This window comes from Rhizobium sp. BK661 (genome assembly GCF_024808825.1).
Classification (GTDB): Bacteria; Pseudomonadota; Alphaproteobacteria; order Rhizobiales; family Rhizobiaceae; genus Rhizobium.
Map to the genome: position 1 here is coordinate 349,500 of NZ_JANTYT010000005.1, position 20,267 is coordinate 369,766.

The window sequence follows — 20,267 nt, forward strand, 5'->3', positions numbered from 1 at the left end:
TTGCGCCGGAACCCAATCCTTTCTATATCCTCGCCAACGAAAGTCCGGCGGCCGATCCCGCGCGGACGCATGAAATCCGCCGCATCTTATGGGTGGATCACAACAAGCTTAGAATTGGCAGTCACCCGTGAACACACTGGATTTTGAAAAGAAGCCGGAAGATACCCGCGTTGTCGTCGCCATGTCCGGCGGCGTCGATAGTTCCGTGGTGGCAGGCATTCTCAAGCGCCAGGGCTATGACGTGCTCGGCATTACGCTGCAGCTTTACGATCACGGCGCCGCAGTTCATCGCGCAGGCTCCTGCTGTGCCGGCCAAGATATCGACGATGCCCGTCGGGTTTGTGAGACGCTCGGCATTCCTCACTATGTACTGGACTATGAGAAGCGCTTCCGCGACACGGTGATCAATCCATTCATGGAAAGCTATGTCGCCGGCGAGACGCCGATCCCCTGTGTCTCGTGCAATCAGACGGTCAAGTTCGCGGATCTGCTGGCAACGGCCAAGGAGCTCGGCGCCGATGCACTTGCGACCGGCCACTACATTCGCTCGCGGCCCAATCCGGCGCCTGGCGACCCCGGTCGTCGCGCGCTCTATCGTCCGGCCGATTCCGATCGCGACCAGAGCTACTTCCTTTTCGCGACGACGCAGGAGCAGATCGACTATCTGCGCTTTCCGCTCGGCGGCCTGCCGAAGGCCGAAACCCGAAAGCTTGCCGAGGACATGGGTCTTGTGGTCGCCAAGAAGGCGGACAGCCAGGACATCTGTTTCGTGCCGCAGGGCAAGTATTCCGACATCATCAACAAGCTGAAGCCGAACGCGGCGCTCGCAGGTGAGATCGTCCATCTCGACGGCCGCGTTCTCGGCCAGCATGACGGCATCCTGCACTACACCATCGGCCAGCGCCGCGGCATCGGCATTGCCACCGGCGAGCCGCTCTACGTGGTCTACCTTGATGCTCGCTCCCGCCGGGTCATTGTCGGCCCGAAGGAAGCACTGGAGACTCATCGCGTCTACTTGCGCGATGTCAACTGGCTGGGCGACGAGCCGCTCGCCGCGGCTGCCTCGGGTGAAGGCTTTGCGTGTTTCGCCAAGGTCCGCTCCACGCGCGCACCGACGCCCGCGGTGTTGCATGCCGATGCGAGTGGGATTTATGTCGACCTCGCAGTCGGCGAAGCCGGTGTTGCACCGGGCCAAGCCTGCGCGCTCTATTCGGCGCCCGGCGACGACGCACGCGTCTACGGCGGTGGTTTTATCGAACGCTCCGAGCGCGAACCGGCGGCGGAGGCTTCGCTGAAGGCGTTGCTGGCAAGCCCTATCGCGGCCTGAAAAAGCCTGTGGTATTTTCTCGATCATGCGCTTGACACAAAGCCGAGGCGCACCTTATAAGCCGCTCATCCCACGGGCCGCCGCAACGCGAACGGCACCGTTGACCAGTGGCGGAGTAGCTCAGTAGGTCAGAGCAGAGGAATCATAATCCTTGTGTCGGGGGTTCAAATCCCTCCTCCGCTACCATCCTTATCAACGACGGCTCCGTATCAGCCCACTTGGACAGTAGCCGTTAATCCGACTTAGTAGTGCTTGCTTGTTGTCGGTCGGTTGGACGACAACGGCGGCGCCTTCCTACCGATGGTAGTGGTGCGGAACTGTAACACTCTTCTTCCGACAGGCACTTAACGGCAACTCGCGTCTTCTTAGTGGAAGACATCCCACCAGTCTTTCTCTTCCGCTTCGTTCATGATTTCCAAACTCTCGATTATCTCGATTAGCTTGGCGGCCGTCATATCTTGAACCTCAGAGATTGTGTCCTCGCTGACAATCATGACAGTCCAGGTACCATCAGAGTACCGGAATGCGAGAAAGGCGGGTTTGTCGTTCACGACTGTTTCTCCCTCTGACTTGCAGGATGCGCAGGACAGCAGGCCAGATCAAGGATATCTACTCGCAGTCAAAAAGGCGGTTCCCGGATACTGTGGAGGGATCAGTCCGCAATATCCGGGATGCACTGTGTCCTAGGGTATGAGGACGTTTGGAAGGCTACAGTATCAATGGCTCCTTGCCGTCTTTCGAAAGTCGAACGATTTGTTCGACTTAGGTCGGAGCGAAAGTCGCCCTAGGCCTCATTTTCAGACTAAACAGGGCGCCATCGTTATTTGCCTGGTCTTAGTGGCAGTGCGGTCTGCTCGCGCGGCCGCAAGAGCCCGATTTCGCGCAATTGATCGGTCTGCGGCTGGTTACCCTCCGGTGACGCGGCCCGAACCAGGCGATCGAGCGTGACGAGAAGCCGCACTGGTAGAGCACTATGGATCGTCCCATCTCTAAAGCATGAGTAAGAAGCAATTCGTCGGTCTAAGCATTACGGTGTTGGTCGGTCTTACCTGCGTGCTGTTGGTGACGGCTTCGATCCTCGGCCCTACGGTCGCGGTTCCGCCTCTCTAACGGCATCGGTCAATTCATTCTGCCGATATCGCGCAGCCAGACGCCGTCAATCTGCCTCGGAACCTTCATGACGAAGGGTGCGGCGCTGATGTTGCGGCGGCGGATCGTCGTGGATATTGAGACGATGGATATCCGGTAACAGCTATGCACGCACCTTGCTGCCCATGGTAAAGCTAATCCCTCTTGGGGCTGTGGGCTCTCTTCATCAGGGTGGATTTGACAGTCAGTAGTGACAGCTCGAAGGGGCGCCCGGTTTGAAGCCTTGGTCGCAAACCGGATTCATCGGGCGCTTGCGATCCATCATTCGGGGAGTCAGAAACCGATTGGTCATCGGTGTGGTGGATCCAGTCGTTTGCTTGCTCACTGCTGTTGGGGTGCCTTTCTTCGCAGCCGATGACGCCGCCGCAGCAGGCGCAAAGTTCGAAAGACCAAAGAGTGCAGCGACCGCTGCAGCCATGAGAGCGCGGTTCATTGGCATTCTCCTTCGTATGACGGTTATCAGCACGCTATCACCGCATACGCGCAGTCGGATCACCATACGCGGGCAGCCCATGGTGCCAACGGTGTATGAACTAATGATGTCACCGGGAGGCAGCCTTGGCCGCAACGCGGTTGCCAAGCGGATGTTTCCGCCTATCTCAAAGGGTCCGCAAACAAGGAGTTGGCATGAATAGTCGTAACGGTCTCTTCCTAATTATCGGTGCTTTGCTCGTCGTCGTGGTGGGCCTGGGGGTCTACATTTATCGCGAGCAGAGCAAGCCCTCGGGCGTGGACATTTCTATTGGTGAAAAAGGAATTTCGGTCGAAGAAAAATAGGGATTGGGGTCCAGAATACTCCGGTGCGCCCGCGGGGGCAATCCGGAGCATTCCGGTGTCCATGGGTTTGGACAGCGCACGATTACGTCGTCTAGGCTCGATTGGATAGTTGGACCAAAGTCCCGAGAGTTGCAGCTCACATAGTGCTCCCGGAGACATTCAGAAATCTATTTCAATTATTTTGGAGGTCGCTAATGTGACCTCATGGCAAACCGAACGGTGCGGCTTACACAGGGCGCAGCGGGGACCGAGCATCCTGTACAGGACGAAATCTCGAATGCCAGAGGGAGAGAAGCTTAGCTCTTCGGAGGCAACGCCTGAGCTTCTCTCCCGATCATGGAACTGAGGCTCTCAGCAAAAGCGACGACGGCACTCAGAATTACCTTCAGCTACGAAGCCACGGCCGCATGTCCAGGCCGCGCATTTCTACGCAAAAGGGACCAAAGGTCGAAGCTTGAGAATTTGCGTGCGTTGATTGACCGGGGTTTGATCGCTGTATAGCCCGGCTCGCACCCGCCTGTGTAAAGCACCGCATATTCTTCCGTGGAACCTTCAATAAACTTCGGCCGTACGCCTTTCTCATTCGGCCACGATATGCACGATAGCAGCGCGCAACACAGATCGGGTTTGAGAATGGCAAAGAAACCGAAACTGGAACATTCCGAGCTCGCCGGCGAGTTTACCGAGGATGGTGTGACCGTACTCGTCGATATCTTCCGCCCGGCCGGCTCGAACGGCGACTGGAAGATGGAGGTGGTGACCCAGCACGAGGATCTCATCGAATGGGAAGAGCCCTTCGCGACCGATCGCGAGGCTTTCGACGAGTTTCTGGCCACGGTCGCCCGTGAGGGGATCAAGACATTTCTGGAAGACGAAGACCCGTCGGTCCACTAGCTCCTTTGGGGTCGTGTAGGTATGCGGGTGGCTAGGCAACGGAGGATCACGCCCCAAGAATAGCGCGCGGCGTGGCGGCAACCAGGGTGGCAACAGCCAGGGTGGCGGCGGCTAAGTCGGCGGCGGCCAGGGTGATGGCAGCCGCGGTGGAAACCACTAGACTACGAACGGACTGCCGTTTACGGCGACCGCTGTCAAGTCAGAGCCCGGGCATTCGCCCGGGCTTTGTCATTTCCTGCCACTTGCTTGGGCCGGCGCTCTCAGAATTTGTAGCCAACGCCGACGGTCACGACGTTTTGGTTGAAGTCGGTATCGACGCCGCGAAGGTCCTTGCTGCCATAGTCGTTGTAGCGATATTCGACCCGCCCGAAGATATTGTTGGTGAAGGCATAGTCGAGACCGGCTCCAACGGTCCAGCCGGAGAACGTCGCATCATCATCGCCAACAGGGGTGCTTACGTGGCCCCTGGCGCCGGTCCAGCCGGCAGCGACATAAAACAGCGCGTGATCGAGAGCGTAACCGACGCGGGCGCGAACGGAGCCTGTCGTGTCGAACTTGTATTCATTGCCGCCGACCGTTTCCTCGTCCCAATTGTAGGAAGCGTCGCCTTCGACACCGAGGACGATGTTGTTGTCGAGTTGCCAGTTATATCCGGCAAAGCCGGTGACAAGGCCGCCGTTGAGGTTGGCGTCGCCGATACCGGAGAAGTCACCGTTGCCCCACGCGCCGCCACCCTGCAGGCCTAGATAAAAGCCGTTCCAGGTGAATGCAGGCGCCGCTTCGGCAACCGGGGCCGCCGGCGGTTCGCTGACAAGGTCCGCGGCGGATGCGGTTCCCGCGAGAGCGATCATAGCTGCGGAGACGCCAACTATACGGAAATACATGATAAATCCCTCTCCTATGACAAGGGTCCACTCAAGTTACACGCCGACCAAGGCCAGCCCCGATCGATAATCGTGGCCATGCGGCATGCATTACACTTTCAGTGGAAATGTCCGCCCACAGGACCAAGGCGCTAACGCCGCCCTATCCGAGAAGGTTCCATCACGAATTTCTGATGTGCGGGAATGCTAGCAGTACGGATGTGGCGTACGTTGCGCGGCGCTCATCCGTTCGCCAGCGTCACATCGCGATCGAAGATGAAGGAGTGTGTGTCTTCGGCGGGCATGGGTTTTCCGAAGAGATAGCCCTGGCCAACATCGCAGCCGAGCTGAAGCAGGTGACCGAGTTGGCGATGCTCCTCGATGCCTTCGGCGGTCGTCTGTATGTTGAGGCTGCGACCGAGGCCAAGCATGGCGCGAATGATCTTCTCCTGGCGCTCGTCATCGCGGTAGGTCGCAATGAAGCTCTTGTCGATCTTGATCTTGTCGAACCGGTATCGGGCGAGTTGGGCGAGGCTGGAATAGCCCGTGCCGAAATCGTCCAGGGCGATCTGCACGCCGGCGTCGTGGAGTTCATCCAGAATGATGGCGGCAACCGCCGGATCCTGGATCAGCGCATTCTCGGTGATCTCGATCTCCAGGCGGCGTGGCGGCAGGCCGTTTGCCGAGAGCACCTTGAAGATGCGCGAGGCTAGCAGCTTGTCCTCCATCTGTACCGGAGAGACGTTGAACGACAGCATGACGTGATCATCCCAAGCCAAGGCATCGCGGCAGGCATGCGCAAGAAGATCCTCGAAGAGCTCGGTGATCATGCCGGTTTCTTCGGCAATGCTGATGAAGACCGGCGGCGGAATGGCAACGCCATCTTCATCCGTCCAGCGCGCCAGCGCCTCGAAGCCGCAGACCGTGCCGGTCTTGAGATCGATCAGCGGCTGATAGAACGGCCGGATAGCCTTCTTTTGGATCGCAATCCGGAGCTTCGATTCCAGAGTAGCGCGTTTTGCCACCTTATCCTGCATCGAGGCTTCAAACGCCATGTTCTGATTGGGGCCGCGTGACTTCGCCTCGTACATGGCGAGGTCGGCACGGTGGGCGGCGTCCTCCAACGGCTCCCGACCCTGTTGCCAGCGATCATAACCCACACTGGCGCCGACTTCGACGGCAAAGCCATTGATATTGATGGGGCGCGTTACGGCCTGGATAAGCAGGCACGCGAAGCGCTCCTCGTGCCGCGGGGAGAGGCCGAGCGCGACGACGACGAACTCGTCACCGCCAAAACGGTAGACGCAATCAGCGTTGCCGATCGCGCAGATGCGCTTTGCCACTTCGATCAGCAGCGCATCGCCGCCATTGTGGCCGACAAGGTCATTGACCTTCTTGAAGCCATCAAGGTCGACGGAGAAGATTGTAACATTCTGCTCCCATTCGTCGCCCTCGACATCGGTCTTCGTCCTTCGCGGAAGGACTTTACGCTCGAAGGCATAGCGATTGGGAAGCTTGGTGAGGTGATCGTGGGTTGCCGTCCAGTCGGCCTTGGCCTGGGCGCTGGCCCGCAACTCCATCTCCTTGCGAAGGTCGACGATGCGCAGGATCGAATAGACGAAGCTCATCGCGCCGCCGATGCCGAGCGCGAGGACGAGTTTGTCCGCACCATAATTCTCGTAAGCGCCGACGAAGGCGACGAGCCAGTTATCCAATTCCAGGATCGCGCCGACAAGCCACAGCGTTACTCCCAACGCCATGACCAACAGGCATTGCCTTCCGGCTCTGCTCTGGAAGAATACCGGCATGCTTCACTCCATCTCCACCCGAGCGCCGGTGTATCATTGAAGTCTGAAGCGTTTGTTGAAACCAAAGGGCGAATTCTTGGTATCTGCGCCTACCGTGAGAGGAGGTCGGCTCGAAAGGCGAGCGGTACCACCGCCCGCCTGTCGCTCTCAACGGATCAATAGGGATGCGCCAATGATGAGCAAGAGCAGTGTGACGGCGGCAGTCGTGCGTAGCAGGCGCGTGCGCCGGATCTGCGCGCCGCTCCAATCATAAGGCATTTGGTCCTCCTTGGGGCAAGGAACACGGCCCGACTGTGTCGGGTCGGAAAGCTATGGCATGGTTCGCTTGCGTAAGGCTGATCTAAATTAATGCTCAGAAAATTAGGTTGCCGGGCCTTCCACGCGCAGCGACCACCGGCTGCCATTGCTGGTCATGTGGACAATAGCGAGAGGTTCGATATCGGCGATCCAGAAGGAGGACACCGGAGCTTGTAGCGTGTTGATGATTGCTGCCCTGATGACCGCGGCATGAGTGATGGCGACGCTATGGCCACCGGCCTGCAGGCGCTCGCTCATCCAGGTGTTTACACGCATGCACACGGCGGCGATTGCCTCGCCACCGTGCGGCGCTTCTTCCGGTCGCGCCATCCAAACCGCCAGATTTTCCGGTTCCGCCTGCTGGATCTCCGCAATCGAGCGTCCTGCCCAGCGGCCAAAGTCACAATCGGCGAGCGCCTCGGAAAATTCCGGTTGTAGGCCAAGCGCCTCGGCCGTCTGCCGGGCGCGCAATGCCGGGCTGGCAACCACGCTATCGGCACGCCGGAGCCGAGGGACGATTGCCTTCGTCGCAATGATTGCCTTGTCGTTCAGCGGTTCGTCCTGCGGGAACCGCGCCTCGCGATTGGCGGCTGTCGAACCATGGCAGATCCAGGTGAGGCGCGTCATCACGTTGATCGTCTCCGGATAACGGGGAAGGGGACCTGCCGCTCTATGAAGTTTCGTTGACAGGCTCGAAGCCGCAGATATAACGGTTATGTTGTGGGTTTGGAAACCGGTGAAATTCCGGTGCGGTCGCGCCACTGTGATCAGGATGAGGATACCTCGGACTGGAAGTCAGACCCTGCCACGCAACAATTCTCGACTGAACGCGTCATTCCAGGAGGAATACATGTCTGACTCTACTTTTGCGCCCGTCGCCATACCCGCTCCGATTCCGGTTGGTGAGCTTTTGCCCTGGGCGATCTTCGGCGGTCTGCTGATGCTCATCGCCATCTATTTCGTCGGCACCGAAGAGGGCGCGATGGCGCTTTTCAACGGTATGTACGTGCACGAGTTCGTGCATGACGGCCGGCATCTTCTCGGCTTCCCCTGCCACTAAGGGAGTTCCGAACATGGTTGGAAATCTTTTGCTTCGCGGGATGCTCGCGGGCCTGATCGCTGGCATCCTCGTGTTTGCCTTTGCCCACACCTTCGGTGAGCCGCTGGTAGACCAAGCGATTGCGTTCGAGGAAGCCGCAGCGCAGGCAGCCGGCGAAACGGCCGAACCCGAGATCGTCAGCCGCGCCATGCAGGCCGGCATTGGTCTCTTCACCGGCGTGATGGCTTACAGCATCGCTGTCGGTGGGCTGTTCGCACTGGTTTTTGCCTTTGTCCAAGGCCGCTTCAGTGGTCTCGGGGCACGTGGAACGTCGGCAGTCATCGCGGTTGCGGCCTTCGTCTCCGTTGTTATCGTGCCGAATATCAAATACCCGGCCAATCCGCCGGCGGTCGGCAATCCGGATACGATCGGCGTCAGGACTGAGCTGTTCTTCCTGATGATCGTCGTTTCGATCGCCGCGCTCGTTGCCGCAATTGCGTTTGCACGCCGTCTCACTCCACGGTTCGGTGCCTGGAACGCAGGAATCTCAGCAGGTCTCGCCTATGTCGTCTTCATCGGTGTCGTGCAGTATCTGCTCCCGCCGATCAACGAGGTGCCGGAAGACTATTCGGCGGCGGTCCTTTGGCGTTTCCGTACGACCTCGATCGGCATGCACCTGATCTTGTGGAGCGTCCTCGGTGTGGCCTTCGGTGCGCTCGCCGAGCGCAAGCTTGGCGCCGTTGCAAAGCTGCGCGCTCACGCGCCGGCCTTCCATTGATCGGAGGGGCTCCGGAGCGATCCGGAGCCTCATTCAAACGATGATCTTTCGGCACTCAATTTTCCTTTTGTCCCTGCTCGCGTTGCTACAGTTTTGCTCGGTTGCGGAAGCACACCAGCGCAGCGGCAGCGGACCTCATACCGGCATTGCGATTGCCGAAATCTCACATGGCGAAATGATCATGTTCGCCGAGTATCGCGATCGGATCATCGGTCTCGCGGCCCGCGCGACGGACACGACAGAGCCATTCCGGCGTGTGCTGAACTACGCCCAAATCCAGCATGCCTACTGTTTGTGGGGCAAAATGCCTGGTGGGGTGACCGACGAGGCCAGCCCGTTCAACGAATGCTCGCACGCCTATCTCGCGGCAACGAAGGCCGCGCTGCTATCGATGCGGAGCATGGGCGGCGAGGCTGTCGAAGCCGAGGCCATCGTCTCGGCAATCGATGCCGGCATGGTGCTGCGCGGCTTGGCGTTGATCACCTGCGAGTTTAGCGGAGAGGCGTTCAACACTGCAGATATCGTTCGTCCCTCCTGGAGCGCTGTTCCGCTGCATCCCGCTACTCTGGCGACGTTGACGGCGCTTGCGGCGGCGCTGCTGGCTGCGGTCTATGGCGGGCGGCGCCTGCTTCGACGGATCGCACCCTAACTTTTCTCGACATCGCGGTCGAAGTGCGTTGCAACCAGCATCGCCGTAAGGTGCACGGTGTTCTTCGCGCCGTAGCGCTCTTTCATGCGCTCCAGCCGATGTTCGACGGTTCGATGCGAAATACCGAGATCAGCCGCGATCTCCTTGGCCGTAGCCCCTTCGGTCAAAAGCTGGATCACCGCTTCGTCGGTCGCATCCATGCGAGCCTGCTGCTGAGGCGGGTTGAACATGAACCGCCCGTTCGAAACTGTCAGCAGCCAGGACGGGCGCCGCGCCATTGTCTTTTGGGGAAGGATCAGTCGCTCATATCCGAGATTGACGCCCAGGACCCTCGTTTTGACCAGTTCCATCGACGGTTTCTGCGTCGCAATCACCTCACGATAGCGCGGGATGACAGCCGTTTCCATGTACGTACGGTCCTTGAACTCGCCGATGCGTTGATCAGCGAACAGCTTATTGATGTTCAGCAGGCGTGAGCTGAAGCCAGAGGAGCGTACGACCTTGAGATACCATTGCAGCGGATCCTCTCCATCGAGAACCACAAGTGTCATCCTCATTCTGATCGTTAGGAGATCCACAACGTCGCGATAGATGTCTTCCGGCGCAGCAGGCGGCTGCGGCGTGGTATGCAGCCACGCGTCCAGCAGTTTCTGCGTGACAGTGTGAAATGAGGTGTGCTTGTTCATCAACTCATACGCGATATCTGGAATCGGCATGCAACAACAACCTAAAATGGGTGCAGGTTCAATAGTGACAGCATTCAAATTGTCATAAGGCATTAATTTGAAAATGCATTACTTCCAATCTCTATTCTGGGGTGAATTTCGGTTCGCGCCAATTGCCCGCTATGCGGGTCTTACTTGTCGGTTTGAGGAGGCCCCGAGAGGGCGTCTCGCGAAACTATAGCGAGCAAGCGAGAGGCGCTGTCCTGTCGTCCCGCGCGGAGTAGCAATCGCTACTGGTATCAATCCCCAGAATAGCGCTGCTCCCGCCACGGGTCGCCATGCATATGATAGCCGTTCTGTTCCCAGAAACCCGCGGCGTCGGCCGGCAGCAGCTCGATACGACGCAGCCACTTCGCGCTCTTCCAGAAATAGAGGTGCGGAACCACGAGCCGCATTGGGCCGCCATGGTCACGCGTCAGAGGCACGCCTTCCCAGGATGTTGCCAGGATCGCATCCTCGGCGGCGAAATCCGCGAGCGGCAGGTTCGTCGTGTAACCGTCATAGCTCGTCAGCATCACATAGGAGGCTTCCGGCTTTGGCATCGCCTGATCGAGCAGATCACGGGTCGACACGCCCTTCCACTTGTTGTCATAGCGCGACCACGTCGTCACGCAGTGAATGTCGGTGACCTTGACGCTTTGCTCCAGCGCGTGGAAGGCGGCCCAGGAAAGATCAAGCGGCGTTTCGACAAGCCCCCGGACTTCAAGGCGCCACGTATCCGTCGAGATGATTGGCTGCTGACCCAGATCAAGGACCGGCCAATTCTTGACGAGATGCTGGCCGGGTGGCAGTCGCTCGGCTTGCGGGCGGCTGATGCGGCCGGTGAGGAACTTTCCTTCTGCTGCCCAGCGGCGCTTCGACGTCGTGAGCTTGCTGTCAGTCGGGGTTTGATCGTCGCTCATTGCTGGCCTTTCGCGTTGCAGCGATTAGGCCATTCACCTCCGCGCACTGTCAAGCGTCGCTCCTAGATCGTCGCATGGATCCGGGCCATCGGCTGCGGCGAGAGCATCGAAGAGGTTGAATTTCCGGGGTATTTGCTGAATAAGAGGGACCACCATGGCGCAGTTTTGACGCCTGCGCGCTTTTACAGGACGTCCGGCACATGCTCATTCCCGCCCGGATCGAGAACGATCTGCCATTCTTGACCTCGCTGCGTCGCGATCTGCACGCGCATCCCGAACTTGGCTTCGAGGAGGAGCGCACGAGCGGCATCGTCGCGCAGCTATTGGAAGAGGCGGGCATCAAGGTTCATCTGGGCCTAGGCCGCACCGGCGTTGTCGGTACGTTGCAGGTCGGCAGCGGGACGCGCACGATCGGGCTGCGTGCCGATATGGATGCGCTTGCAATGCCGGAGACCGCGGATCGCCCGTATAAATCCAAATTTGCGGGCAAGATGCATGCCTGCGGGCATGACGGACATACGACCATGCTGCTCGGCGCGGCACGGCATCTGGCGGCAACGCGCGCGTTTTCCGGAACCGTGCATTTCATCTTCCAGCCAGCCGAGGAGGGCAGAGGCGGGGCGCGCAAGATGGTCGAGGACGGCTTGTTTAAGCACTTCCCATGTGATGCCGTCTATGGCCTTCACAACATGCCTGGCCTCGCCGTTGATGAGATCGCCGTGGTCGAAGGGCCGCAACTGGCGTCTTCGGACAGTTGGCGTGTGACCTTCCGGGGTACCGGAACGCATGGTGCCAAGCCGCACCTCGGCAAGGATCCGATCACGGCAGCCGGCACCTTCCTGACCTCGTTGCAGACGATTGTCGGACGTGTCGTCGATCCGTTGCAGCCGGCGGTCGTCAGCGCCTGTTCGCTGCAGGCGGGCGATCCCAAGGCGTTGAACGTGATCCCCGATATCGTCGAAATCGGGGGGACCGCCCGCGCCTATTCGCCTGAGGTCCGCGACCAACTCGAGGAAGAGATCGGACGGCTTGCGAAGGGCACGGCGGCGATGTTCGGCATTGCTGTTGATTACCAGTTCGAACGGCGCATCCCGCCTGTGGTCAACGACAGCGATGCGACCGCGCGTGCGTTAGGCGCTGCCGGAGCGGTGTTCGGGGACAAGGTGCGTACCAGCTTCCCGCCGTCGACGGCAGGCGATGATTTCGCCTTCTTCGGCCAGAATGCGCCGGGATGTTACGTCTGGCTCGGGAACGGTCCTGCCGTCGATGGCGCCCTGCACCACAACACCGCCTATGATTTCAATGACCATGCGCTTGGTTATGGCGCGGCCTTCTGGACGGCTCTGGTCGAGCGTGAGCTGAAGGCTACGCTGTAGATCGTTTGAGCGATTGATAGATTGAGCAGGCGGGCAGCAGTGCCCGGATGCTGAGGTTATTCGCTCTCGAGAATCTCGATTACGGGGCTTTCGAGCACTTCGCCGGTCAGAACGTCGGATATCCCTCGATCCGTCTGATGCGGGCCGACGTTGCAGGCAAGCGTGGCGCCGAAGCATGCCTTGAAAACTAGGTAGGGCGGTTTCCAGTCAACGATCTTTTCCATCGCCTTGCGGATCGCTCGGAAGGACGCCGCCGTTTCTGCCAATGGGGCTTCCGTCACGAGGCCCGACACCGGCAGCGGCAGAAGCGCTTCGATCTGGCCATCTTTGGCGACGGCCATGCCGCCGCCCGCTGATATCACCGCGTTGGCGGCGACTGCCATGTCGCGAGCGTTGCCGCCGAAGACGGTAAGGTTGTGGCTGTCGTGCGAGACAGTCGTGCAGAAGGCTCCTCGCCATTCTCCCCAACCGGTGAGGAAGCCGACGCGTGGCCTGCCATCGACCTTGCCGTGCCGATGCGCGACCGCGATCATGGTGCTTCCGGCCGGCGGAACGACGAAACCGCCGTCGACGCCAGTTTCCGCCTCGCCCCACTGGGTGAAACGGGGGCGGTCAATCGTGGCGACACGAACGCGCTTGCCGGTGGCGGGAACCCTGAAGTCATCTTCCGTCAGGGACGTCAGCTTGACCGAGTTCTGCAATGCCTGCGTCTCGAACGAGCGCAAGTGGGCGTCCATTTCACCCGATGTTGAGACGATTGCGCCATTGGCGATGACGGCTTTCGTGGCGAAGCCAATGAGGTCTTTGAAGAGCACGAGATCCGCGCGGCGACCGGCAGCGATCAGGCCGAGATCCGAGCGCTTCAGTCGTTGTGCCGCGTTGAAGGTGGCGGCTCTCAGCGCCCATTCCGGCTTCATCCCATAGCGGACGAGCCGGCGGATGACGTCGTCGAGACCGCCGCCGTCCTTCAGTTCGTCCGGGAAGACATCGTCGGTGCAGAGCGTGACCGTCGATGGCAGATGGCCGATACCGTTGAGAGCGGTTACGAATTCCTGCAGCAGATGGTCATGCGAGCCGCGCAACTCGATGGTCAGCCCGGCGGCCAGCTTCTGCAGCAGGTCGGCGCTGGAGGTCAGTTCGTGATCCGAAGTGACGCCGGCGGCCATGAAAGCATTCAGGTCAGCGTCCTCGAGCCCACGGGCATGGCCGCAGACCAGTTTCCCGGATGCGAGGCCGGCATTCACAATGTCGGTCATGCGCGGATCGCCGTCGATGACACCGCGCATGTTCATGACTTCGGCAACACCACCTACACCAGGCCACCGCAGCATTTCGGTGATAACAGATGCGTCGAAATCCGCGCCGGCGACTTCAAGCCCCGGAGCGGAAGGAACGCAGGAAGGCGCGAGAACGATGGTCCGGAGCGGTAGGCAGCGGGACGCTTCGATTGCCCAGCGTACGCCGTCCAGGCCATGCACGTTGCCGAACTCGTGCGGATCCCAGACAATGGTCGTCACGCCGCGCGGAACGACGGCTGCCGCATAGGCGGCGGGCGTCACCATCGAGCTTTCGACATGCATGTGCGTATCGATGAGACCGGGCGAAACGATGCTGCCTGCTGCGTCGACGGTCTTGGCAGTGTCGGTGCGGCTACCTGGTGCGTGAACGCTTGCGATCAGCGGTCCAACGACGCCGATGTCGGCGTCGCGGGTCAGGCCGGTGACGACATCGAGCAGGCGTCCGCCCGAGATCAGCAGATCGAAGGGCGCGTCACCGCGCGCGGCGGCAACGGCGCGGGCGCGAAGTGCGGGATCGTTGAGATCTTTCGGTTCGGTGACGCTCATCGGCCGGCCTCATCGATCAGTGCGCCGAGGATAAAGGCGCGGGCCTTTTCGGCGTCGATACCGATGGCGTATTCGGCGTTGAAGGTTGCATGCGTCGCCCGGGTCTCGACCACGGTGCGGCCACGGGTATGCTGGCCCTGCAATTCGGCATCGATGCGCGCCGGACGGAACGTGACAATCTCGGGCGCGACGAAGGCAACTGCGGCTGACGGGTCGTAGATCGCCATTCCCGATCTGCCGCGGCTGGTTCCGATGCCGATGTAGCCGTCGAGCATATCGGCCAGCAACGCGGCATTGTGACCGCCAGCGTCTCGCACCGGGCCGACGTCGTCAGGCGTCGCGATAACCTTACGGCAAAGATCGAGATCGACCATGAGTAGCGGCAGATTATGGGCGAGAACGATGGCAAGCGCTTCCGGGTCGGCCAGCGCGTTGAACTCGGCGGACGCCGTGTGATTGCCCGCCGTGACGCCGCCGCCCATCCAGGTCAGTTCGGTGATGCGGGCGGCGAGGTCCGGGCGTGCCAATGCGAGGGCAGCGAGATTGGTCAAGGGACCGAGCGCGAGGATTCGATGGGGGCCATCGGTCTCCAGCCAGCGGCAGAGGGCGGTGAACGCGTCGCTCTCCACCAGCGGTGCGGCGGTGGGCAGGCTTTGGCCTGATGTCGGAATGCCTGTCTCGCCGAGGATCGCCTGCGCGGTTTCGAGCGAGCCGAGGACGGGCATGGCGCGACCGCTGTGGATCGGGAAGGTCCAGCCGAAGGCTTTGGCGGCGCCTGATGCGTTGACGCGCACCTGCGGCAGCGGCGTATTGCCGAAGACGAGCGAGATGCCTGATATGTCGAGCTTTGCGTGCGTCACCACGAGGATCGCGGCGATATCGTCAAAGCCCATATCGGTGTCGATCCAGACGCCCATGATGTTACCTGTAACGTGAGAGGGGCGCTGCAGCGGCAAGCGGCAGATCGAAGGCATGCGTCGAGCCGATCGCATGCGTCGGAAGTTCGGCATCGACCTCGGCCTTGATCGGCCCAAGCGGCGTGTCGAGCAGGTATTCGCGGGTGTTGCCGGCAAACGAGGTGCCGCGCACGGTGCCTTGGAAAGGACCTGAACCAAGGATCACCATGCGCGGACGCCAGGCCAGGCCCTTTGCGGCCTGCGGCGCCGGACCGGAAAGCTCGACTGATGTGGTGGATGTCGCGAGCTTGCCGTTTTCCAGCGCAAAGACGTTTTCGAAGCCGACGAAATCGGCGACGAAGGCCGAGACGGGCTTGTTGTAGATTTCCTCCGGCGTGCCGATCTGCTCGATGCCGCCGTTCAGCATCACCACGATCCGGTCGGCGAGCGCGAGGGCTTCGATCTGGTCGTGGGTGACGAAGATCATCGTGACGCCGGTTTCCTTCTGGACGCGCTGCAGTTCGGCGCGCATTTCAAGGCGCAGGCGGGCGTCGAGGTTGGAAAGGGGCTCATCGAGCAGCAGAACCTTCGGCTCCATCACCATTGAGCGGGCAAGGGCCACACGCTGCTGCTGGCCGCCCGAGAGTTCGACAGGCTTTCGGTCTGCGAACTTGGCCAGGCCGACGGACTTGATGCCTGATGTGACCTTGGTATCGAGATCCTTGCCGCCTATGCCCTTCAGGCGCAGGCCGAAGGCGACGTTCTCGTAGACCGTCAGATGCGGGAACAGCGCGTAGGACTGGAAGACCAGGCCGACATTGCGCTTGTTGGCGGAGACGCGGGTTATCTCGGTTCCATCGAGCGTGATGCGGCCGGATGCCGGAGCAAGCAGGCCGGCGATCGAGCGCATCGTCGTCGTCTTGCCGCATCCGGAGGGGCCGAGCAGGGCGACGAGCTCGCCCTTGGCGATCGTAAGATCCAGATCCTTGACCGCGACCGTATCGCCGTAGGCAAGCGTCAGCTTGTCGAGTGTGAGATAGGCGTCAGACATAACGAGAGAATCCCAGGAAGCGTTCGGCAAGGAAGACGATGCCGATGGAAAGGAAGGCGAGCAGCGAGGAGAGCGCCGCGATCGACGGATCGTAAGTGGTCTCCATGTAGCCCAGCATGTCGATCGGCAGCGTGCGCACGCCGGGACCGGAGAGGAAGAGCGAGACCGGCACCTGATTGAAGCTGGTCACGAAGCCGAGGATGAAGGCGGCCAGGATGCCGCCACGGATATTCGGCATGACGACGCGGAAGAAGGCGCCGACGCGTGAGGAACCGAGCAGGACGGCTGCTTCCTCCATATCCGAGCGCAGGTTGTTGAGGCTGGCTGAGACGACGCGCACGGCGTAGGGCAGCACGAGCGCCGTGTGCGCCATGAACAGGGCCAGCGTGATGTTGAAGCCGAAAGGCACGACGAGGTAGCGCAGCAATGCCAGACCGACGATGATGCCGGGTACGATGATCGGCAGCGACACGATCGTACGGACGGTTTCGCCGAAGGGGAGCTTGTAGCGCGAGAGCGCATAGGCAGCGGGGATGCCGAGCACGAGCGCTGTCAGCGTACCGAAGACGGCAAGGAACATCGACATGGCGAAGCTCTCGCGGAAGCTGTCGATGGTGAAGACCTTGGCGACCCACTTGAGGGAAAGGCCCTGTGGCGGGAAGGCCAGCGTGTCACCGGCCGAGAGCGATGCGGCGATGATGATCAGGAACGGGCCGATCAGGAAGATCAGCAACAGGCCGAGGACCAGCGGAGAAAGAATGCGTGCGGTCATCGCTTGTTCCTCGCCGTGGCAAGGCGCTTGAGCAGGATGTTGGCGGCAAAGCTCATGACGATCAGCATGAAGGCGATGACGCTTGCCGAGACGAAGTTGTTGGCAACCGACACCTGCTGATAGAGCAGCGTTTCCAGCATCAGCACCTTCGAGCCGCCAAGAACGGCGGGGGTGATGTAGGCGGTCAGCGATCCGGTGAAGACGAGCGTGCCGCCGACGACGAGGCCTTCGCGGGTGAGCGGCAGGATCACCTTCCAGAATACCTGGAACCAGTTGGCGCCGAGCACGCGGGCGGCGGGAATGGCATCCTTCGGCATATTCTCGAGCGCGCTGATCAGGGACAGGATCATCAGCGGCAGGAAGAGCTGCAGCAGGCCGATGAAGACGGCGGTCTCGGTGAAGAGCAGCCGCAGCGGGCCGTCGCTGAGGCCGAGGCCCTGGATGGCCTGGTTGACGATGCCGGTGCGGCCGAGAATGACGATCCAGGCATAAGTGCGGGCAACCGGCGAGATCATCAACGGCAGGGTGATGAGGCCGATCATCCGGCCCTTGCCCTTCGGTGGCAGGTTGACGATCGCGAAGGCTGCGGCATAGCCGATCACGGCCGAGACAGCCGTAACCTCAAGCCCTAGGCGAAAGGTCCGCAGAAAGACGGTGCGATTCAGCTGCTCGGAAAAGAAGCCGGTATAGGCGCCAAGCGTCCAGCTGCCGTCGATGCGGTAGCCTTCGGAGAGGAGGACGACAACGGGCAGCAGGAAGACCAGCGCGGCAAAGACTGCTGCGGGCAGGGCAAGCGCCAAGGCTTCTGCGCGGTTCTGAAACATGAAACGACTTTCGACGGATTGAAGGGCCGGCTCCGGCAGGTTCCGGAGCCGGCCTCGAAATTACTGACCGACCTTCTCGTTCCATTCCTTCAGCCAGGCATCGCGGTTGTCGAGCGCGGCTGCTGATGGGATGAGCTTCAGGCTCTTGGCGGTTTCTTCGCCGTAGGTGAGGTTGTTGGCGGCTTCCTCGGAGAGCTTGACCTCCTTGTTCGCCGGGCTGTCGACGAGCTTTTCAGCAAGCTTCGTCTGGATTTCGGTGGAGAGCCAGAAGTCCATGAACTGCAGGGCGAGATCACGGTTCTTCGAGCCCTTGGTCACGACCATCACGTTCATGCCGCCGGTCTGGCCTTCCTTAGGCGTTGCCCATGCGACGGGAACGTCGAGCTTGGTGAAGCCGGCCCAGGAGAAGCGGCCGATCGGGGCGGCCCAGATTTCTTCCTGCTGCATCAGCTGCACCAGCTGCGAGGATTTCTCATAGAAGGTGACGATCTCGTCCTTCTTCTCGCCGACCGCCTCGATCGGCGTCTTCAGATCCGGCTTGTCGCTGCCGAGCGCCTGTCCGAGCATGAACAGCGCCGGAGGGCCCTGGTTGGTGGTGACGTTCGGGAAGGCGACATGGCCGACATATTCAGGCTTCAACAGGTCTGCCCAGGACTCGATCTTCATCTTGTCGGAGCGATAGGCGATCGAGGTGGCGTAGAAGGTGTAGCCGACGCTCATGCCGTCGCCGTTCGGGTCCTTGGCGAGGTCATAGAGCTTGCCGAAGTTGGAGAGTTTGGAGGTGTCGACCTTGTCGATCAGATCCTTGCGGGTGGCCGACAGGGCATCGGCCATGGAGACGACGGCCATGTCGATAACGGGGCTCGCCTTGTTGGCCTCCATCTTGGCAAGCCGCTCGACGCTGTTGCCAGTCTCGACCACAAGCTTGCAGCCGCACTTGGCCTCGAAGGGATCGTAGACGATCGACTTGAAGTCATCCTGAGCAAAGGCATAGACGGAAATCGTAAGCGTCTTTTCTTCTGCCTTCGCGGCGAGGGGCGACAGCGCCAATAGCGCGGCCGAAGCGATGAGGGCATTCTTCATGTCAGCTGTTCTCCGTCTGTCAGGATATTCGTGTCGGGTCCGCCGGCCCGGAGGACTGGCGAACGATCAGTTGCATTGGAACTCGGTCGGTCTCAGACGTGACAAGCACGCCCTCGCGGCTGCCGCGCGTCTGTATGGTCTGCAGCAATGACGTAATGGCGATCTCTGCGATGGTATGCATGTCCATCGCCACCGTCGTCAGGGATGGGGTGATGACGGGTGACCAGATGAGGTCATCGAAGCCGGTTACGCTTGCGACGCTTGGCACATCAATGCCGTCGCGCTGCAATTCTGTGAGGGCTCGCAAGGCCTGCAAATCCGACAGCGCTGCGAACGCCGTGTAGCCCTCGCGCACTTTCTCAGCGAGTCCCAAACTGCACCCGCTGCCGTTTTGCCGCTCCAGCGTCTCGATCCAGAGTGTTGCCGAACTCATTCCGGGGCGGAGACCTGAGCGGATGCCGCCCACGCGGTCGTTTTGAACATTTGAGCCGGGATTGTTGCCGATGATGAGGATGCGCCGATGTCCAAGCTCGGCCAAATGGTTGGCGATCGCCCAGCCGCCCTGCATGTGATCGGCAGCCACGGTGTTGCCAGGGGTGGAGGCTGTGTCGATGACGGCGACCGGGCAGGCGGCGGCGGAAATTCGGGTCGCGCGGCGCGGAATGATTACCATACCCTCGACGCCGCGCTCGACCAAACGGTTGATCGCCTCGGTCTGGGTGGCGACGTCCCCCCGGGAGTCGGCGATGAGCACGCCGTAACCGGCGGCAGTGGCGGCGAATTCGATCGCCTGGGCGAGCTTCGGGAAAATTGGGTTGGCGATGTCAGGCAGAACAAGGCCGAGGACGCCGCTGCGCCCGGTACGAAGCGCGCGTCCGGCCTGGCTCGGAACGTAGCCGAGTTCGGCGGCATGTTCCTTGATCCTCTCTGCCAGTTGTTCGGAAACGCGGCCTTTGCCAGAGAGCGCATTGGAAACCGTCGCGACAGATACGCCAAGCGACGTCGCAATCCTGCTCAGGTTCGGTCCAGGTCGCGTTGGAGGCATGGTTTCCGACATACGGAGATTAATCGTTTAATCACTGCGTACATCAGGCCGGCGAACTTGTCGAATCCAAAATCGCCGCTGCCGTCATTATCGGCTTTGGCTACCGATAGCGGCCATAAAAAAGCCCCGCGATTGCGGGGCTTTCTGTCTCGTGTGGCTCAGCTCGCC

Annotated in this window: 21 protein-coding genes, 1 tRNA gene and 1 riboswitch; of the genes, 8 read left to right on the plus strand and 14 right to left on the minus strand. The window is 60.8% G+C overall.

Annotated features, from left to right (window positions below; all coding sequences use genetic code 11):
• Positions 1-127: 127 nt before the first annotated feature.
• Positions 128-1,327: a tRNA 2-thiouridine(34) synthase MnmA gene (gene mnmA, locus FHX16_RS14210; protein WP_183755690.1), complete on the plus strand. Its 1,200-nt coding sequence runs from the start codon at positions 128-130 to the stop codon at positions 1,325-1,327.
• Positions 1,328-1,436: 109 nt separating this feature from the next.
• Positions 1,437-1,513: transfer RNA gene (locus FHX16_RS14215), tRNA-Met, on the plus strand.
• Between the two features lie 179 nt (positions 1,514-1,692).
• Here the strand turns inward: FHX16_RS14215 and FHX16_RS14220 are convergent.
• Together FHX16_RS14220 and FHX16_RS14225 are read right to left on the minus strand one after the other, a co-directional pair.
• Positions 1,693-1,878 (minus strand): hypothetical protein, encoded by a 186-nt coding sequence (locus tag FHX16_RS14220; protein ID WP_183755689.1) that lies wholly within the window; start codon positions 1,876-1,878, stop codon positions 1,693-1,695.
• A 782-nt stretch (positions 1,879-2,660) separates the two neighbouring features.
• Positions 2,661-2,909, minus strand: a complete 249-nt coding sequence (locus FHX16_RS14225; protein ID WP_183862069.1) for a hypothetical protein — start codon at positions 2,907-2,909, stop codon at positions 2,661-2,663.
• A gap of 194 nt (positions 2,910-3,103) precedes the next feature.
• Between FHX16_RS14225 and FHX16_RS14230 the strand changes: the two genes are divergently transcribed.
• Both FHX16_RS14230 and FHX16_RS14235 read left to right on the plus strand, forming a co-directional pair.
• Positions 3,104-3,253 carry a hypothetical protein gene (locus tag FHX16_RS14230; RefSeq protein WP_183755687.1) on the plus strand — a complete coding sequence of 50 codons (150 nt, stop codon included), beginning with the start codon at positions 3,104-3,106 and terminating at the stop codon, positions 3,251-3,253.
• Between the two features lie 633 nt (positions 3,254-3,886).
• The gene (locus tag FHX16_RS14235) at positions 3,887-4,147 is read left to right on the plus strand and encodes a hypothetical protein (RefSeq protein WP_016557240.1); all 261 of its coding nucleotides are present in this window, start codon (positions 3,887-3,889) and stop codon (positions 4,145-4,147) included.
• Between the two features lie 260 nt (positions 4,148-4,407).
• Here the strand turns inward: FHX16_RS14235 and FHX16_RS14240 are convergent, their stop codons facing one another.
• From FHX16_RS14240 to FHX16_RS14250, 3 genes are all read right to left on the minus strand, one after another.
• Positions 4,408-5,031 (minus strand): outer membrane protein, encoded by a 624-nt coding sequence (locus tag FHX16_RS14240; protein WP_183862067.1) that lies wholly within the window; start codon positions 5,029-5,031, stop codon positions 4,408-4,410.
• Between the two features lie 221 nt (positions 5,032-5,252).
• Positions 5,253-6,818 carry a bifunctional diguanylate cyclase/phosphodiesterase gene (locus tag FHX16_RS14245; protein ID WP_183862065.1) on the minus strand — a complete coding sequence of 522 codons (1,566 nt, stop codon included), beginning with the start codon at positions 6,816-6,818 and terminating at the stop codon, positions 5,253-5,255.
• 360 nt (positions 6,819-7,178) lie between these two features.
• Entirely contained in the window at positions 7,179-7,742 is a 564-nt protein-coding gene (locus FHX16_RS14250) for a histidine phosphatase family protein (protein ID WP_210296686.1), read from the minus strand.
• 43 nt (positions 7,743-7,785) lie between these two features.
• A riboswitch (cobalamin riboswitch) is annotated at positions 7,786-7,937 on the plus strand.
• Positions 7,938-7,965: 28 nt separating this feature from the next.
• On the opposite strand from FHX16_RS14250, the gene FHX16_RS14255 reads away from it, so the two are divergent.
• From FHX16_RS14255 to FHX16_RS14265, 3 genes are read left to right on the plus strand one after another with little or no spacing between them, the layout of a single operon-like run.
• The gene (locus tag FHX16_RS14255; RefSeq protein ID WP_183862061.1) at positions 7,966-8,175 is read left to right on the plus strand and encodes a CbtB-domain containing protein; all 210 of its coding nucleotides are present in this window, start codon (positions 7,966-7,968) and stop codon (positions 8,173-8,175) included.
• A 13-nt stretch (positions 8,176-8,188) separates the two neighbouring features.
• Positions 8,189-8,932, plus strand: a complete 744-nt coding sequence (locus tag FHX16_RS14260; RefSeq protein WP_183862059.1) for a CbtA family protein — start codon at positions 8,189-8,191, stop codon at positions 8,930-8,932.
• 40 nt (positions 8,933-8,972) lie between these two features.
• Positions 8,973-9,581: a hypothetical protein gene (locus FHX16_RS14265; protein ID WP_259129080.1), complete on the plus strand. Its 609-nt coding sequence runs from the start codon at positions 8,973-8,975 to the stop codon at positions 9,579-9,581.
• Here the strand turns inward: FHX16_RS14265 and FHX16_RS14270 are convergent.
• Together FHX16_RS14270 and FHX16_RS14275 are read right to left on the minus strand one after the other, a co-directional pair.
• Complete coding sequence (locus tag FHX16_RS14270; RefSeq protein ID WP_246712604.1) at positions 9,578-10,360, minus strand: helix-turn-helix transcriptional regulator; 783 nt, start codon at positions 10,358-10,360, stop codon at positions 9,578-9,580. The two genes, FHX16_RS14265 and FHX16_RS14270, sit on opposite strands and share 4 nt — an antisense overlap.
• A gap of 185 nt (positions 10,361-10,545) precedes the next feature.
• Positions 10,546-11,208 carry a sulfite oxidase-like oxidoreductase gene (locus FHX16_RS14275; protein ID WP_183862055.1) on the minus strand — a complete coding sequence of 221 codons (663 nt, stop codon included), beginning with the start codon at positions 11,206-11,208 and terminating at the stop codon, positions 10,546-10,548.
• Positions 11,209-11,408: 200 nt separating this feature from the next.
• Between FHX16_RS14275 and FHX16_RS14280 the strand changes: the two genes are divergently transcribed.
• Complete coding sequence (locus FHX16_RS14280) at positions 11,409-12,584, plus strand: M20 aminoacylase family protein (protein ID WP_259129092.1); 1,176 nt, start codon at positions 11,409-11,411, stop codon at positions 12,582-12,584.
• 56 nt (positions 12,585-12,640) lie between these two features.
• Here the strand turns inward: FHX16_RS14280 and FHX16_RS14285 are convergent, their stop codons facing one another.
• From FHX16_RS14285 to FHX16_RS14315, 7 genes are read right to left on the minus strand one after another with little or no spacing between them, the layout of a single operon-like run.
• Positions 12,641-14,428 carry an adenine deaminase gene (locus FHX16_RS14285; RefSeq protein WP_183862051.1) on the minus strand — a complete coding sequence of 596 codons (1,788 nt, stop codon included), beginning with the start codon at positions 14,426-14,428 and terminating at the stop codon, positions 12,641-12,643.
• Positions 14,425-15,345 (minus strand): nucleoside hydrolase, encoded by a 921-nt coding sequence (locus tag FHX16_RS14290; RefSeq protein WP_183862049.1) that lies wholly within the window; start codon positions 15,343-15,345, stop codon positions 14,425-14,427. Before FHX16_RS14290 ends, FHX16_RS14285 begins: the two co-directional genes overlap by 4 nt.
• A 4-nt stretch (positions 15,346-15,349) precedes the next feature.
• Positions 15,350-16,375 carry an ABC transporter ATP-binding protein gene (locus FHX16_RS14295; RefSeq protein ID WP_183862047.1) on the minus strand — a complete coding sequence of 342 codons (1,026 nt, stop codon included), beginning with the start codon at positions 16,373-16,375 and terminating at the stop codon, positions 15,350-15,352.
• The gene (locus FHX16_RS14300) at positions 16,368-17,147 is read right to left on the minus strand and encodes an ABC transporter permease (protein ID WP_018859249.1); all 780 of its coding nucleotides are present in this window, start codon (positions 17,145-17,147) and stop codon (positions 16,368-16,370) included. The genes FHX16_RS14295 and FHX16_RS14300 overlap by 8 nt, the downstream gene beginning before the upstream one ends.
• Positions 17,144-17,971 (minus strand): ABC transporter permease, encoded by an 828-nt coding sequence (locus tag FHX16_RS14305; protein WP_183862045.1) that lies wholly within the window; start codon positions 17,969-17,971, stop codon positions 17,144-17,146. Before FHX16_RS14305 ends, FHX16_RS14300 begins: the two co-directional genes overlap by 4 nt.
• Before the next feature lie 60 nt (positions 17,972-18,031).
• On the minus strand, positions 18,032-19,054 hold the full coding sequence (locus FHX16_RS14310; protein WP_183862043.1) for an ABC transporter substrate-binding protein: 1,023 nt from the start codon (positions 19,052-19,054) through the stop codon (positions 18,032-18,034).
• A 19-nt stretch (positions 19,055-19,073) separates the two neighbouring features.
• Entirely contained in the window at positions 19,074-20,099 is a 1,026-nt protein-coding gene (locus tag FHX16_RS14315; RefSeq protein WP_183862041.1) for a LacI family DNA-binding transcriptional regulator, read from the minus strand.
• Positions 20,100-20,267: the final 168 nt, after the last annotated feature.

Coding starts and splice junctions, on each gene's coding strand:
- FHX16_RS14310 (WP_183862043.1), bottom strand. CDS start 19,054: ATGAAGAATGCCCTCATCGCTTCGGCCGCGCTATTGGCGCTGTCGCCC.
- FHX16_RS14280 (WP_259129092.1), top strand. CDS start 11,409: ATGCTCATTCCCGCCCGGATCGAGAACGATCTGCCATTCTTGACCTCG.
- FHX16_RS14255 (WP_183862061.1), top strand. CDS start 7,966: ATGTCTGACTCTACTTTTGCGCCCGTCGCCATACCCGCTCCGATTCCG.
- FHX16_RS14250 (WP_210296686.1), bottom strand. CDS start 7,742: ATGACGCGCCTCACCTGGATCTGCCATGGTTCGACAGCCGCCAATCGC.
- FHX16_RS14315 (WP_183862041.1), bottom strand. CDS start 20,099: ATGCCTCCAACGCGACCTGGACCGAACCTGAGCAGGATTGCGACGTCG.
- FHX16_RS14290 (WP_183862049.1), bottom strand. CDS start 15,345: ATGGGCGTCTGGATCGACACCGATATGGGCTTTGACGATATCGCCGCG.
- FHX16_RS14270 (WP_246712604.1), bottom strand. CDS start 10,360: ATGCCTTATGACAATTTGAATGCTGTCACTATTGAACCTGCACCCATT.
- FHX16_RS14295 (WP_183862047.1), bottom strand. CDS start 16,375: ATGTCTGACGCCTATCTCACACTCGACAAGCTGACGCTTGCCTACGGC.
- FHX16_RS14230 (WP_183755687.1), top strand. CDS start 3,104: ATGAATAGTCGTAACGGTCTCTTCCTAATTATCGGTGCTTTGCTCGTC.
- FHX16_RS14300 (WP_018859249.1), bottom strand. CDS start 17,147: ATGACCGCACGCATTCTTTCTCCGCTGGTCCTCGGCCTGTTGCTGATC.
- FHX16_RS14260 (WP_183862059.1), top strand. CDS start 8,189: ATGGTTGGAAATCTTTTGCTTCGCGGGATGCTCGCGGGCCTGATCGCT.
- FHX16_RS14305 (WP_183862045.1), bottom strand. CDS start 17,971: ATGTTTCAGAACCGCGCAGAAGCCTTGGCGCTTGCCCTGCCCGCAGCA.
- FHX16_RS14240 (WP_183862067.1), bottom strand. CDS start 5,031: ATGTATTTCCGTATAGTTGGCGTCTCCGCAGCTATGATCGCTCTCGCG.
- FHX16_RS14285 (WP_183862051.1), bottom strand. CDS start 14,428: ATGAGCGTCACCGAACCGAAAGATCTCAACGATCCCGCACTTCGCGCC.
- FHX16_RS14245 (WP_183862065.1), bottom strand. CDS start 6,818: ATGCCGGTATTCTTCCAGAGCAGAGCCGGAAGGCAATGCCTGTTGGTC.
- FHX16_RS14275 (WP_183862055.1), bottom strand. CDS start 11,208: ATGAGCGACGATCAAACCCCGACTGACAGCAAGCTCACGACGTCGAAG.
- FHX16_RS14235 (WP_016557240.1), top strand. CDS start 3,887: ATGGCAAAGAAACCGAAACTGGAACATTCCGAGCTCGCCGGCGAGTTT.
- FHX16_RS14225 (WP_183862069.1), bottom strand. CDS start 2,909: ATGAACCGCGCTCTCATGGCTGCAGCGGTCGCTGCACTCTTTGGTCTT.
- FHX16_RS14265 (WP_259129080.1), top strand. CDS start 8,973: ATGATCTTTCGGCACTCAATTTTCCTTTTGTCCCTGCTCGCGTTGCTA.